Origin of the sequence: Pleomorphovibrio marinus (assembly GCF_003347495.1) — a bacterium.
Lineage (GTDB): Bacteria > Bacteroidota > Bacteroidia > Cytophagales > Cyclobacteriaceae > Pleomorphovibrio > Pleomorphovibrio marinus.
Map to the genome: position 1 here is coordinate 1 of NZ_QCXY01000006.1, position 15,778 is coordinate 15,778.

At 46.1% G+C, this 15,778-nt stretch carries 7 protein-coding genes; all 7 read left to right on the forward strand.

Annotated elements, in window-relative coordinates:
* Positions 1-1,036 precede the first annotated feature (1,036 nt).
* Positions 1,037-4,354 (forward strand): SusC/RagA family TonB-linked outer membrane protein, encoded by a 3,318-nt coding sequence (locus DB520_RS15275; protein WP_232835000.1) that lies wholly within the window; start codon positions 1,037-1,039, stop codon positions 4,352-4,354.
* Positions 4,355-4,372: 18 nt separating this feature from the next.
* Entirely contained in the window at positions 4,373-6,163 is a 1,791-nt protein-coding gene (locus DB520_RS15280; RefSeq protein WP_114750610.1) for a RagB/SusD family nutrient uptake outer membrane protein, read from the forward strand.
* Between the two features lie 187 nt (positions 6,164-6,350).
* On the forward strand, positions 6,351-7,430 hold the full coding sequence (locus DB520_RS15285; protein WP_232835001.1) for an alginate lyase family protein: 1,080 nt from the start codon (positions 6,351-6,353) through the stop codon (positions 7,428-7,430).
* A gap of 59 nt (positions 7,431-7,489) precedes the next feature.
* Positions 7,490-9,403: a heparinase II/III domain-containing protein gene (locus DB520_RS15290; RefSeq protein ID WP_232835002.1), complete on the forward strand. Its 1,914-nt coding sequence runs from the start codon at positions 7,490-7,492 to the stop codon at positions 9,401-9,403.
* Complete coding sequence (locus DB520_RS15295) at positions 9,400-12,105, forward strand: polysaccharide lyase family 8 super-sandwich domain-containing protein (RefSeq protein ID WP_114750612.1); 2,706 nt, start codon at positions 9,400-9,402, stop codon at positions 12,103-12,105. Before DB520_RS15290 ends, DB520_RS15295 begins: the two co-directional genes overlap by 4 nt.
* A gap of 7 nt (positions 12,106-12,112) precedes the next feature.
* A complete protein-coding gene (locus DB520_RS15300; protein WP_114750613.1) occupies positions 12,113-14,032 on the forward strand; it encodes a heparinase II/III domain-containing protein in 1,920 nt (639 codons plus the stop codon).
* A gap of 338 nt (positions 14,033-14,370) precedes the next feature.
* Positions 14,371-15,765 (forward strand): BNR repeat-containing protein, encoded by a 1,395-nt coding sequence (locus tag DB520_RS15305; RefSeq protein ID WP_114750614.1) that lies wholly within the window; start codon positions 14,371-14,373, stop codon positions 15,763-15,765.
* Positions 15,766-15,778 lie beyond the last annotated feature (13 nt).

Below are 15,778 nucleotides of genomic sequence, written 5' to 3' on the forward strand. Positions count from 1 at the left end.
ACCATTCCCCCACAGGGTTTTTGTTCAACCCGCTTCGGGGTTGGGGGAAGGTTATGCCATACAATACCCACGGGCTTTGGCCCGCGGTTATTTTTGTTTCAGCCCTTCGGGCTTTGGTCAACAAATAGATGTGCACAATATTTCCCACACGCGACCCCCAGGCCTGAGGGGACAATACAGCAATAACCGTGGGCTCAACCCGAGGACACGGATAAAACAGGATGGCGTAAAACCACCCAAGAATACCATCCCCCTACCGGGTTTTTGTTCAACCCGCTTCGGGGTTGGGGGAAGGTTATGCCATACAATATCCACGGGCTTTGGCCCTCGGTTACTTTTGTTTCAGCCCTTCGGGCTTTGGTCAACAAATAGATGTGCACAATATTTCCCACACGCAACCCCCAGGCCTGAAGGGCCGACACAGCAATAACCGCGGGTGCAACCCGTGGACACGGCAATGACACACTGCCACCAACCCCGTAGGGGTTGAACCCAAATGCATAGACTATGGTCGTAACCTAAAGGCAGGGACTATGAACTATTTGTCGGAATCAATGTCCTTTTTCACCTCGACACCACGTGGCCCAGTTACCTGATTGTTAATACAGTTGCACTTGTTAAACTACATCGGTTTCCTTTTGAAATCAACAAAGAAGATTGGTTAGGAAATATTTTATACTATCTAATTTAAGTGTAAAAAAGTGATCTTAAAACAAAAAAAATACTTATTTCTTTTTTTTAAATAATTTTTTTTTTAATATTGAAATATCAAATGAAGGTAATATTTCATTTGGTCTACCTTAAATTAAAAGAATAAAATTCTGTTTTGTTAATTTTATTATGATGATTTTAAAATTTAATGAAACCGATTTCCTAAAATCATTAATCACCTAATGAATAGTTCTAATTTAAGCGTATTAAAAAACCCAGTTTGCCTATGGTAAAAAACCCTGCATGAGGTCAATCTGACCCAACTATCACTATGGAAATCCTTTCCATATGTCAATTAACATCTAAAATCTAGTAAAAATCCATTATGAAAACATCTTTACGCATCCGCGGAGGAGGGTATTTTTGTACCCTGTTTACAGCGGTGTTCCTCATCATGATTTGCGGAAATTCTTGGGCACAGGGCGACAGGCTCTCCAACGATTTCCTGCAGTTGAAAAGCGAAAGGCCAATGCTGGCCACCCATAAAGAAATGGGTATTTCAATTCCCGCGAAAAATGAGTTTGACATTACGGTAAAAGGAACCGTGACCGACCAGGATGGCATGCCTATCCCTGGTGCCACCGTTTCTGTGCCGGGAACCAATATCGGTACTGCCACTGACATTGATGGTAACTATACCCTAACGGTTCCTGACGATTCCAGGCTGGTGTTCTCCTTTATAGGATATGAAAGCCAAACCGTTGAAGTAGGTAACAGGGAAGTTATCGATATCAAGTTAACGGAAAGTGCCCAGGCACTGGATGAAGTGGTAGTAGTAGGCTACGGTAAACAAGAGAAGGTAAACCTCACCGGTGCCGTGGGTGTGGCTGGTTCCGACCGATTGGTAAACAGACCCATTGCCAATGTGGCTGAAGGCCTTCAAGGGGTAATCCCCAACCTGAACATTGAACCCCAAAGTGGTGACCCATCGCAGCCCGCTTCCTTCAATGTCAGGGGATTTACCTCCATTAATGGTGGTCAGCCATTGGTGTTGGTGGACAATGTTCCCATGGACCTGAACCAGATTAACCCTAATGATATCGAAAGTGTATCTGTATTGAAGGATGCTTCCGCCGCAGCCGTTTACGGTGCCCGGGCTGCATTTGGAGTAATTTTGGTGACCACAAAAAGCGGGCAGCAAGGTAAAGTAAGCGTATCCTTGAACAGTCAGTTGGCATTGGCCAGGCCCATCTTCAATATGGATCCCATTACTGATCCCCATGCATTTGTAAATGCCAGAAATACAGCCAATATCCGTACTAACGGTGTCCCCCAATATGATCCCGACTGGGTGGAGGGTACCCGAAGGTGGTCAGAAAACCCAATTCCCGAAAATGAGTGGAGAGGCGTAGATGGTGCATTAAGGTTTTATGGGTTCAATAATTACCAAGATGAAATCATGACGGATTTTGCTCCTACCAGTCAACATGATATGACCATTTCGGGGGGAAGCGAAAATTCCAGTTATTTTGTCTCTTTTGGCCATTTGAGTAGGGATGGTTACTTGGCTGAGAATAACGAAAACTTCAAAAGGTACAACGTTTTGATGAAGGGGGACTTTCAAGTTACCCCTTGGTTAAAGCTGGAGGAAAAGGTGATCGTCAATACCCAAACCAGTGATAAACCCCATTTCTACAACTGGGACGTGAACATTAACTCACTGGCAAGGGTAAACCCAATCATGCCCATACAGTTCCCTGATCTTCCTTATTATTTGGAGCCTGGTGACAGGGACCAATACGAAAGATACGTGGGGATGTATTTCGGTGGCACCAATTTTTGGCCTTATCTAAAGGATGGGGGTCGAAACCAGTGGAGGTCTACTGATATCTGGCTGGATCAGGGGGTAGAACTGACACCCGTCAAAGGCTTGTCCATTAGGGGTAATTTTGCGTTTAATATGTTTAACCGGACACAACAACAAGTTGCCAGCAGGGTAGAAATCGTAAATAACGATCTGAGAAACCCGGATGATATGATCAGCTTTGGTTTCAGTGGTAACGATTTCATCAATGAGGTGAACAACATGAACCAATACTATGTGATCAATGCTGTGGCAGACTACCAGTTTGATTTACCTGAAAAGCACAAACTAAACACCATGGTGGGATATAACCAGGAATGGGGTTATAACAAGATGGTAAGGGCACAAAATAACTCCCTCATCACTCCTTTGATCACGGATTTGAATGCCACTATCGGTTTGCAGCAGACTTTTGGGTCCCAAAATCATATGGGATTAAGAGGGGCCTTTTACAGGGTAAATTACATCTTTGACGATCGTTTCTTGATTGAATCCAACGGTCGGTACGATGGTACCTCCAGGTTTCCCCGTGACAGTCGTTTTGGTTTCTTTCCTTCCGTGTCTTTGGGTTGGAGGATTTCTAATGAGCAATGGATGGCCGGAGCTTCCAATTGGTTAGACGAATTGAAAATCCGTGCTTCTTATGGGCAATTGGGAAATCAGTTATTGGTTGACCAAAACAACAACCCCATTTGGTATCCCTATATACCAACAATGGGTATAGGACAATCCAATTTTATGATGGCTGGAGCTAATAGAACGCCTTTTGTTTCACCAGCTGGATTAGTAAGTCCAGACCTTACATGGGAGACCGTAATCTCCCAAAATATTGGCTTGGACTTCACCTTGTTTGGGGGCAAAATAGATGGTTCCTTGGACGTGTACTCCAGGGATACCAAAGACATGTTGATGTCCCAGGAGATGCCTGCGCTATTGGGTACAGGGGCACCCCAAACCAACGCTGCGGACTTACGTACCTATGGTTGGGAATTGGCATTGACCTACAGGAATCAGTTGAGACCAGACCTGATGTATGATGTGACACTGGCACTTGCTGATTGGCAAGCCACCATCACTAGGTTCAATAACCCCTCCGGTGCATTACCTGCTGGAACAAGTTCCACCAATACCTATTATGAGGGGCAAATGCTCAATGAGATTTGGGGATATGAGACCGTGGGTATTTTCCAAACCCAGGAAGAAGTGGACAATGGTCCCGATCAATCCTTCTTGGGAGCCAACTGGAGACCAGGTGATATTCAATATGCCGACTTAAATGGTGATGGTAGGATCACTTCTGGAAACAACACCTTGGAAAATCCAGGTGACAGGAGGGTGATAGGTAACTCTACACCCAGGTATTCCTTTGGTCTTAATCAAAACGTGCAATGGAAAAATTTCCATCTTAACCTGTTCTTTCAAGGGGTTTGGAGCAGGGATCATTGGCCTACTTCCGGCAACTGGACCTGGTTCTTCCCATTCAATGCGGGACATGTGGAAAACTACTTTATAGATGACTCCTGGTCTGAGGACAACAGGGATGCGTATTTTGCCCATCCCCATATCTCTACCAATGACAAGAAGAACATTCAGCCACAAACCCGGTTCCTGCAAAATGCAGGTTACGTGAGGTTGAAAAACCTTAGCTTGGGCTATGACCTTCCTACCAACTGGATGCAGACCATAGGTTTCTCCAGCGCCAATGTGTATTTCGTGGGACAAAACCTGTGGGAATACTCCCCTATCAGGCCACCCTTGGATCCCGAAACGATTTGGGAAGGTGCTATTCAGTACCCAATGCAAAGGATTTATACCATGGGTGTAAGGCTTACATTCTAACAATTAAAGCAAGAAATAATGAAAAGAACAATATATAATTTCAGGCTGCTCTTTGTTGGCGTGTTTATGCTAGGCGCCTGCAACGATGATTTTCTGGAAAGATTCCCCTTGGATGAGGTGAGTGACGAGACCTTTTGGAACACGGAAAACGACTTACAAACTTATAATAATACCTTTTACCATTTAGTGCAGAACGATATCAACTTTCCCATCATGCTCGGTCACCATCAAGGCTTTGACAGCCAGGTGGCTAGTTACCTTATGGTGGATGGTTTCGCCGATAATCTTGCCCCGAACCATGAAAGGCACAGGCCATTTCAGCAAGTGAGAGCAGGAAGGCAAGTAGTGCCAACTACCTCATCCGGTATCGGTAATCAGTGGTACGGTTACAGGGGTTGGAACTTGGTAAGGGCGGTTAATATTGGGTTGGAAAACTACCCCAATGCTGCTATTCCTGATGATGTCCGAAACAGGTATGTTGGTGAAGCCCGTCTGTTTAGGGGCTGGTTTTACCACCATATCGTGAAGATGTTTGGGGATGCTCCTTGGGTGGACAGGGAACTGAATATTGACTCTGAAGAACTCTTTGCTGCCCGCGTGCCAAGGGAGGAAGTAATGGACAATGTCCTTGCGGACCTTAACTTTGCCACTGAGCATATTCCCAATGACTGGGGGGATGGAAATGACCCCGGAAGGTTAACCCGTTGGGTAGCCTTACTTGTTAAATCCAGAGTATGTTTATTTGAAGGTACCTGGAGGAAATATCATGGTGGGTCTAACCCCGAAATGTGGTTGAGGGAAGCGGCGGATGCTGCGAAGGAACTGATGGACAATGGCCCTCACTCCATCTACACTACTGGTGATCCCACTCAGGATTACAACTCCTTCCACAGGACACTGGATATGTCCGGCAACCCAGAAATCATGGTGTTTAGAAGGTACGTATTGGGAATAAGAACCAATCACGTACAAAACTATTATAGCTATACTGGTGGTGCGACCAGGAACGTGGTGGAGGACTATCTTTGCGAAGATGGGTTGCCTATCACCTTATCCCCACTCTACCAAGGAGATGATAGGATTGAGGATGTTTTTGTAAACAGGGATCCCCGACTTCGTCAAACGGTATTGCATCCAGAGGATTCCGATTTCTACCTGTATCACAATGACGACGGTAGGGACTACCCTAGGATACAGGGACAGCAAGGGGGCAGGACCTCCTCTACAGGGTATCACGTGATTAAGCATTACAATGCCTTGGATATGATTGGAAAGGCATTTGATAACGGCGAATTTCCTGCCTTAATCATGAGGTATGCGGAAGCTCTGTTAAACTATGCGGAAGCCAAGGCGGAACTAGGAGAAATCACTCAGGGGGATTTGGACATGAGTATTAATCTCCTTAGGGATAGGGTTGAAATGCCTCATTTAGACATAAATCCGCCAATGGATCCAAGATACGCCGATGATGGTATTTCCCCATTATTGGTAGAAATCCGAAGGGAAAGAAGGATTGAGCTTTTTGGGGAAGGTTTCCGTTATGATGATTTGAGAAGGTGGAAGCAGGGCAAAAAACTGGAGAAACCCGACATGGGAATCCAATGGAATGCTGAGGCGGAAGCCAGGTATGAAAATGCCATTATTTTCACATCAGTAGATCCGGAAAATGGGAAGACCTATATTGATGTTTATCAAAACACAGACTGGGCAGATCCAGTGTTTGATGAAAACAGGGACTATTTATGGCCCATTCCATTGAATGATCTTGCACAAAACCCCAATCTTGGCCAAAACCCAGGGTGGGAATAAGAATATACGAACTCTTCAAGGGTAATCCTACCCTTGCAGGGTTTTAATAGAAAAAAAACCTGTCCCAATGGGGCAGGTTTTTTTTTCATTTATTTACATGAGCGGGAAGGCCTATGCCTGAAATAAAGCCCTATTTTTTGTAAATTTATGTCCATCAAGTTATCACCTGAAAACCCAAAATCCCAATATGGACCGTGTAGGTAATCCCTCTTTTGTAATAGCTGCTTTGTGGGTATTTTCAATTGGAAATACCTCTCTTGAGGCCCAGGTCATGCACCCAGATGCACAGCTTCAGTTTGTGAAAGTCCAAATCAACCACCAATCTCAGCCCTATTGGGACGCTTACCAAGAATTAATTCACTATGCCGATCAAGCTGGCCAGCATAGCCACCATGCCTTGGAAGACTTTGCGGTTCCTGGGTTCTACAAGGATCCGGAGGGACACCGAAACAATTCCCGAAGTTTACAATCCGACTCCTTTGATGCTTATGCTGCTGCCTTGGCTTATCGCTTATCAGGGGAGGAGAAATTTGCCAAAAAAGCCATCTACTTTCTCAATGCCTGGGCTACGACCAATAAGGGTTACAGTGAGGCAGATGGGCCATTGGTGATGGCCTATTCTGGTCCTGGACTGATGATTGCCGCCGACCTCTTGAAATTTGACCCGCTTTGGCCAGATACTGACAGGGAAAAATTCAAATCCTGGGTGGATCAGGTGTATAAGAAAGCCTGTAATGAAATTAGGGAAAGAAAAAATAACTGGGCAGACTGGGGCAGGTTCGGGTCGGTATTGAGTGCCGCTTTTTTGGATAACAAGGAAGAGATGCAAACCAATATCAACCTGGTCAAAAGCGACCTTTTCGAAAAAATTGCCGTAGACGGGCATATGCCAGAAGAGGTAAGGCGGCAGGAACGGGGACTATGGTACACCTATTTCTCCCTTGCGCCCATCACCGCAACCTGTTGGGCAATCCTTCAGGCGGAAGGAACCGACCTCCTACATTGGGAAGAGGATGGAAGGTCCGTCAAAACGGCCATCGATTACTTGCTCCATTATGTAGAATCACCTGATGACTGGCCTTGGCATGAAAAGCAGCGCCCGGGGTCTCCGGACTCCTGGCCGGGAAACCTTATGGAGGCCATGGAACATGTCTATGAGGTAGAGGAATATGGCCAGTATGCTTACCCGGCAAGGCCTGTAAGCTATCCCACGCATCATTTTGCCTGGACCTTTCCCACCTTGATGAAACCAAAAATGGCTTATTGAGAGGAAGCTAGTTCAGCATTGCTTAATATAATCCGAAATAACAAAAAAACCCAGAAAATATGAAAACCAGTAAAAGCTTAGATAGCCTTACTTTATCATCTGTTTGGATGATGGGGCTGATGACATCATTTTTAATCATTGTCCTGCATGTTAACATCATTGCGATGCCGGGCAATTCAATCGAAAATGACCCTCCCAAGTTGGAAAACCCCATCACAGAGGCCTACCTGAAGCGAAATTTGAGAAAATCAAGTCCAAAGTTGGTTTTGACTCCGGCCCTGGAAAGGCAAATGAAGAGAAAAATCAAAAATGACCCTATGGTGGGTAATTTCTACAAAGGCGTTAAATTGAATGCAGATGAAGTATTGCAACAGCCCGTACTTACCCGCCAAATGACAGGCCGGAGGTTATTGGGGGTATCCAGGGACATGCTTCACAGGATCAATGTACTGGGTATGGCATACCGAATAGAAAATGACAAAAAGTACCTGGATAAAATCAATGAAGAAGTCATTGCCGTCAGTAATTTTTCCAATTGGAACCCTTCGCACTTCTTGGATGTGGCGGAAATGTCCATGGCGGTGGCACTTGCCATAGACTGGGTGGGAAAGGACCTGCCCAAATCCACTGTGGAAATTGCAAAAGATGCGCTGATCGAAAAGGGTATTAATCCCAGTTGGGAGGGCAACCGCGGTTGGATAGACGGAACCAATAACTGGAATCAGGTGTGCAACGGGGGCATGATAGCCGCAGCCATAATGATAGCGGACAGGGATCCCGCCTTGGCCGCCAAAACCATCAGCCGCTCCCTGGATGGGATGCCCCACGCGCTTGCGGAATATGGGCCAGACGGGGTGTATCCCGAGGGCTCTACTTATTGGAGTTATGGAACTAGTTTTTCGGTACTTACCTCTGCCCTTTTGGAGTCTGCTTTTGGAACGGATTTCGGCATTGCGGAATATCCAGCATTCAAGGAAAGTGCGGATTTTAGGGTCTTGAGCATAGCCCCCTCCGGCTGGTATTATAATTTTGCCGATTGCGGAGATAAGCACGGTACTTCAGGGGACATTACCTTGGCTTGGTTTGGCACTAAGACCGGAAATCCGCTTTACGTGGAAAAGGAAAAGTTTAACCAACCTGCGGAAGACATGGGCAAGCTGCACCGGATTGCAGGAGCTGGTTTGGTATGGTTATCCCAATTTGAGGCCACCGAGGAAGAACCCCTGCCACTGGCATGGAAAGGAGATGGTGCCAACCCCATTACCATTTTCAGAGATGGAAAGGAAGGCTCCGACAGCTACTATTTTGGTGGCAAAGGGGGAAAAGCCACCATCAGTCATGGCAACATGGATGCAGGCTCCTTTATTTGGGAACACAACGGGGTACGCTGGGTGATGGATCCAGGAAACCAGCCCTATAATGAGTTGGAAATTACCGGATTTAACCTCTGGGGAAATTGTCAGGAATGTGAAAGATGGACGCTGCTTACCAAAAACAACTACGGACATAGTACTCTTACGGTGAATGATGAGCTGCATGTAAACAACGGATTCGCCTCCTTGGTGGATTTTAAAGATGGAAACACTCCTGAGGCCACCTTTGACCTTGCCGAGGTGTTTGGGGAAAATATTTCCGAAGCCAAGCGAACCTTCAAAAAGCCCGATGATTCTTCACTTGTCATCGAAGACTATATCAAAGCCAATGACAACACCAAAATGGTCACTTGGCAACTTATGACCCAGGCGGATGTGGAGATCGTAAAGGGTGGAGCTATTCTAAAGCAAGATGGCAAGCAGGTCAAGCTGGAAAATCTTTCTCACCCCGACCTAATGGTTTCCCTTGTATCCCTGGATCCTGCACCATTGGAGTTGGATAGGCAATATGAAAACCTTAAGCGATTGGAAATCCGTGTTCCTGCCTGGGTCTTGGAAAACGGAGAAGGTACCCTTAGGGTAAAATTGACCAGTCAATGAATGGCAAGTGGGTTGTATTAGTCCTAGTGATTGGGGGGCTCTTTGCCCAATCGGTATGCGCCAATGCGGACTTGGAAAAACTAAGGGAACGCATCAAGGAAGAGATGTTGGATAAGCAACCGGATGATGCGATGACCTCCAAGCTGATGGAAACTTTATCGGAAGATGGGACTTGGTCAGATATCAACTATGAGGACCGCTCCAGAACGGGCTTTCAGCATGTTAGCCATGTAGTTAATCTTCAAACGATGGCTTTGTCTTTATCCCATCCCTCCTCTAAATACCACAATGACGAAGCTTTAGAACAACACATCCTACTTGCCTTGCAGCATTGGTTGGATGAAGATTATATCGCTTCCAATTGGCATACCAATGAAATTGCCAACCCTACCCGATGGTTAGAAATACTCTTTTTGTTGGAAGGACATTTGGAGGAGGATCAGCAAGAAGGGGTAGCCGCTCTGGCAGCACGGGGGAACCTGGGTGCCTGGGGTGCACGACCGGGGGGAGACCTTATCAAAATTGCAGGTATCGAAGCTACTTTGTCCTTGTTCGAACGGGATAAGAATAAGTTTCAAAATGCACTAAGGGCAATGATTGATGAGGTGGGGATCACTTCAGGAATGGGGATCAAGCCCGATTTGGGTTTTCACCACAGGGCCGATAGGGTAACCTCTATTTTGTCCTACGGTAGGGGATATGCGGCTACCTTTGCCGATTGGGCTCTGCGATTGGAGGGCACCTCGTTTCAGTTTCCAGAGGAAAGTACCCGTTTATTGGTGGACTACTATTTGGATGGTATTGCCAAATCCATGGTACATGCAAGCTACAAGGATCCTGGCGTGACCAACAGGGACATGGCCAGGGAAGGGAACTTGAAGCCCTTTGATGCCTCTTTGCCCAAAAAATTGCTGGCCATCACCGATTACCGTAGGGATGAGCTTGAGGACATCATTGCCATTAGGGACGAAGGCAAAAAGCCCGATTTGAGCCATAACAGTTTTTTCTGGTTTTCGGAATATGCCAGTCATCAGCGGCCGGGCTATTTTACCTCCGTGCGCATGCATTCGGAAAGAAATAACAACATGGAGGCACCCCATAATGGGGAATCCCTTAAAATGCATCACCATGCCGACGGATCAAATTTTATCTCCAGAACCGGTAAGGAGTACTATGATATATTTCCGGTATGGGACTGGCAAAAGATTCCGGGTACCACCATACTCCAAAAACCCACTCATCCACCTTCCAGCGAGATAGTCAAAAAAGGAAAGTCGGAATTTGTGGGTGCGGTTACCGATGGGCAATATGGGGCTGTGGTGTTTGACTTTATCAGCCCCCATGACCCATTAAAAGCCAAGAAATCCTGGTTTTTCTTTGATGAAGGATATGCTTGTCTGGGAGCAGGAATCAGCAGTGAGGAAATACTTCCTGTATTTACCACCATCAATCAGGCTTTGCTGGAAGGGGAAATTTATTTTGGAAAATCCGGTTCTCAACACAAGCTGGAGGAGAACACAACTATCTCAGAAACCATGGATTGGGTATGGCATGACAGTGTGGCCTACGTTTTTTATCCGGCTACTGAGGTAAAAATCCAATCCAAGGAGGCCACGGGCAAATGGGAGGATATAGTGGAAACCCAGCGGGTGAGAGGCAGGCCCGCACTTACCAAAAAACTATTTTCCATTTGGATAGACCATGGAAAGCAACCGCAAGGTGCCAGCTATGCCTATAAAGTAATTCCGGGAATATCCATGGAGGATGCGAAATCCTTATCACCTTTTTCCGACATACACATGCTTTCAAATACGGAAGGGCTTCAAGCGGTTTACCATTCAGATTTACAGAAAGTAAGTGTAGTGGCATATCAGGCAGGGGAATTTGAATTGCCAAATGGAAATTCATTTTCGGTAAGTTCACCTTCAGCTCTTCTCCTACAACTGGATGGGGGAAATATTGCCTCCATTACAGTCTCAGACCCCAGTAGAAAAGGAAATCAACTGGAAATACAAGCCAGCTTTAGCGGCCATGGTGATTTTTGGTCAGCCGAAAACGGTAAAATTCGAATCCATCTTCCCAAAGGGGATAGGGCTGGAAGCAGTGTTTCCCTTGTGAATGGAACAAAAGAAGGGCAAAGACCCGATTGGGAATTTAGTGAGGATTCTACTTTTGGAAAACCGGGGGAAAAGGATGCTGCTCATTATATTGGAAAGGAATACGGCGGCGGGGTAATTGTGTGGCTGGACGAAAGTGGAGAGCATGGGTTAATCGTGGCCAAATCCGACCAACATGAAGGGATTGCCTGGCGAAACGGCAGGGCAGAGCCACCACAGCTTTACGGGGATCATGGGGATAGAATGATAAATGCTGTCAGAAGTGGTATTTACGCTGGAAAGGAAAACACCGCTGTCATCCTTCCCCAATACACAGCAGACGATATTTATGGGGATTTTGCTGCTAAGGTTTGCTCAAGATGTCAGGATGGAGGATATGGGGATTGGTATCTCCCGTCAAAAGATGAACTAGACATGTTGTACCAATGGAAGGATGAACTCGGGGGATTTGATAGTGACCTGTATTGGAGTTCTACGGAATACAATATAGGATTTGTTTGGGGGCAAAATTTCAGTGGGTATGGAGGACAATTTACTCAAAATAAGGGATCACGATATGCAGTAAGGTGCATTAGGAAATTTTAATAAAGCTATGGTATACAAAGTAAGTGGAGTGAATATGGACAAAAATAGGATTAAGGCTTGGACTATGGGGCAAGGCTGGCTGATTGGCACACTGATAATGCTAATTACTTACCCGTTGCTGGGGCAGGAGGTGCCGAAAACCCTTCCTGTGAAGGATCATCCTAGAATTTTACTGTTAAAGGGAGAGGAAAGCATGATTAAGAAAAATGTAGAAACAGACCCCCGATGGGAGAATTTACATACTGCCATCATGCAAGAGGCCCAAAGCATCATCCATGAGGATGTGTTGGAGCGCAAGCAGATAGGCAGACGCTTGCTTTCCGTATCCAGAGAGGCCTTGAGAAGGATTTTTTATCTTAGCTATGCTTACAGGATGAGTGGGGAACAACTGTTCCTTAAGCGGGCCGAGGAAGAAATGTTGGCTGTTTCCCGATTTTCGGATTGGAATCCCAGCCACTTTTTGGATGTGGCCGAAATGACCATGGCCCTGTCCATAGGATACGATTGGTTGTTTGATGGCTTATCAAAAGCATCGAAAAGGACGATAAAAGATGCCATCGTTCAATTGGGCATAAAGCCCTCCTATGACGAAGAATACAACTGGTTTCTGTCAGCTACCCATAACTGGAATCAGGTCTGTAATGCAGGGATGCTATATGGGGCCTTGGCAATCTACGAGGAGGAGCCGGAGCTGGCCCATAAAACCATACATAGGGCAGTAGAAACAATCAGCTTGGCAATGGAGGATTATCAACCGGATGGAGCCTATCCGGAGGGATATGGTTATTGGGCGTATGGAACCACCTTTAATGTGCTCTTTCTGGATGCCATAGAGCGGATTTATTCTACAGACTTTGGGCTAAACGAGGTACCGGGTTTTCTGGAGACAGCAGGGTTTTTCAAGAATATGTCTGGGGTTACCGGCTATTCCTTTAATTGGGGAGATGCAGGTGGTGGTCGTGGAAGTATTACCCCGGCTATGTATTGGTTTGCGGAGAAAAACCAGGAGCCCTCCTTGTTATGGGTGGAAAGGGGGCAGTTTGACAGGGGAGATTTAAGCAGGTTTACTTCCAACAGGATTCTGCCTGCTGCCATGATATGGGGAAAGAATTTTTCCTTGGATAAAATCCCTGTTCCGGAAAGAAAGGTTTGGGTAGGGCAAGGTGCCAACCCCTTGGCCTTGATGCGAACCTCTTGGACTGATCCCAATGCGATATACCTGGGATTTAAGGCCGGTTCTGCATCGGTGAATCATGGGCATATGGATATTGGATCCTTTATTATGGAGGCCAATGGGGTTCGATGGGCCATGGATTTCGGAAGTCAGAACTATGAAAGCCTGGAATCAAAGGGGATTGCCTTGTTTGGGCGAACCCAAGATGCTGAAAGGTGGTCCGTGTTCAGGCTCAATAATTTTGTGCATAACACCTTGACCTTCGACGGGGAGTTGCAAAGAGTGGATGGATATGCAAAAATTGATAAGTATGGTGATGAAGAAAACCTTGCCTTTGCCCAATCAGACATCAGTACAGTGTATAAAGATCAGGTGGAACAATTCCAAAGGGGGGTGGCCATTGTGGATCAGGCCTATGTGTTGGTAAGGGACGAAATCAATAATAAGTCCGGCAAAACCCACATGCGATGGAATATGCTGACTTCGGCGAATGTAGAGGTCAGCGAAGATGGTGCTACTTTGACCAAAGACGGAAAAACATTGACCCTTAGAATGATGGGTTTGGAAAATGTAAAGTGGCAAACATATAGTACAACACCCACAACGGATTATGATGCACCCAATCCTGGAACCATTATGGTGGGTTTCGAATATGAAGCCGAAGCGGATGAAAACATTAATTATGAGGTTTACTTATTGCCGGAGGGCACGACCCCACCATCCCAAATGCTCAATCCGCTAAAGGATTGGTAAAGTGTTCCCTTTCTCACCTTTAATTGACCAAAAGTATGAATTCGAGCATTCCGAGAACCTCAGATAGAAGGATAGCCCCAGGTAGCTCTTGGGGTGCGCTATTTCCCGAATCCAATGCAGAACAAGTTAAAAGGCTTGAAAAAAATTATAAGCACATGAAATCGAGCCTGTCCTGACGGCGGTCAGGGCATGACGAGCACGTCACACACTGGGATGATTATAGATTGCGAGATTCTCCCGAAATAAATTCCCCGAAACGAGTTCGGGGCAGGCAGGGACAGGCTCCCGAAGCGAGTCCGGGTCAGGCTATGTGACCTTAAAAAGACAAATATATACACATGAATTTATTAAGTTATTTCCAGATTCTTTACCTGGCTTTGAGCACGCTTCTTCTTTCTTGCGGTACCAATGAGCCAACAGTAATTGACGAAAGACAGGAAGAAAAAGTCTTGAAGAATTCCATTCCCATCTCCAAAGTATGGGCGGGTCATCCGGTGGGCTTTGCCTTGATGACTGCGGGCAATCGACAATACGTGGCTTTTTATGACGAAAACCGACATATGGTGCTAGGGCAGCGGGATTTATCGGATGACGAATTTGATCTACACACCATGCCCCTATTCGATAGGGAGGAGGGCAATGGTACCAGCACCATTCTAAAATGGGACAGCCACAATTCTGTCACACTGGGTATGGATAATGATGGCTATATCCACCTTTCCGGAAATATGCACGTTCACCCCCTTACCTATTTCAGAAGTAAGAGTCCCAATGATATCAGTGAAATGGAGCAGTTCAGGAATATGGTGGGTACAGAAGAGGACAGGTGTACCTACCCAAAGTTTATGAGGGACAGGGAAGGGAACCTAATTTTTCACTACAGGGATGGGGGCAGCGGGTCCGGAAACGAAATTTACAATATCTATGATACCGACGCCCAAACCTGGGAGCGTTTAATGGACACCCCTCTTACAGATGGCCAAGGGGAGATGAATGCGTATGCTTCGCAACCCAAATTGTACGAAGATGACTGGTACCATATGTATTGGGTGTGGAGGGATACTCCGGACTGCGAAACTAACCATGATTTATCCTATATGAAAAGCCCAGATTTGGTGAATTGGTTTGATGTACATGGTGATCCTGTAAGCTTGCCCGCCACCATTGATCAAACCTCCCTAATTGTGGATCCCATCCCTGTAGAGGGGGGAATCATAAACTTGGCGGCCAGGCTATGTCTGGATCCAGACCATAATCCTCTGATGGCCTATCACAAGTATGATAAGGAGGGTAATCTCCAATTTTATGTGGCCAGGTACCAAGAGGAGCAGTGGAAATCCAAGCAAGTGACCGACTGGGATTACCGTTGGGAGTTTTCCGGTCGTGGCAGCATTGAATTCGAAGTAAGGGTGGGGGAGTTTATCAGAAGGGAAGACGGAACATATGAATTGGGCTTTGACCATATCAAATATGGACAGGGAACGCTGTTATTGGATGAGGAGCTCAACCCCATAGGGGAAGTATTGAAACCCCAAAGCTATGTAACCCAATTGGAGGTGGAAGGGGATTTTCCCGGTTTGGAGATACGTTCCAGTTCAGACTTGGGTACTTCTCCCAATGAAAGCACTTACCTTTTGAAATGGGAAACCCTCCCCCAGAACCGGGACAGACCCCGCCCCGAACCCTGGCCGGATCCAAGTCAACTGTATCTGTTGGAGTTGGGATTCGATTAAAATGAATATTATT

What these genes read in the sequence shown, in the direction of transcription:
- DB520_RS15275 (WP_232835000.1), top strand. Translation starts at nt 1,037, where the DNA reads ATGAAAACATCTTTACGCATCCGCGGAGGAGGGTATTTTTGTACCCTG.
- DB520_RS15280 (WP_114750610.1), top strand. Translation starts at nt 4,373, where the DNA reads ATGAAAAGAACAATATATAATTTCAGGCTGCTCTTTGTTGGCGTGTTT.
- DB520_RS15285 (WP_232835001.1), top strand. Translation starts at nt 6,351, where the DNA reads ATGGACCGTGTAGGTAATCCCTCTTTTGTAATAGCTGCTTTGTGGGTA.
- DB520_RS15290 (WP_232835002.1), top strand. Translation starts at nt 7,490, where the DNA reads ATGAAAACCAGTAAAAGCTTAGATAGCCTTACTTTATCATCTGTTTGG.
- DB520_RS15295 (WP_114750612.1), top strand. Translation starts at nt 9,400, where the DNA reads ATGAATGGCAAGTGGGTTGTATTAGTCCTAGTGATTGGGGGGCTCTTT.
- DB520_RS15300 (WP_114750613.1), top strand. Translation starts at nt 12,113, where the DNA reads ATGGTATACAAAGTAAGTGGAGTGAATATGGACAAAAATAGGATTAAG.
- DB520_RS15305 (WP_114750614.1), top strand. Translation starts at nt 14,371, where the DNA reads ATGAATTTATTAAGTTATTTCCAGATTCTTTACCTGGCTTTGAGCACG.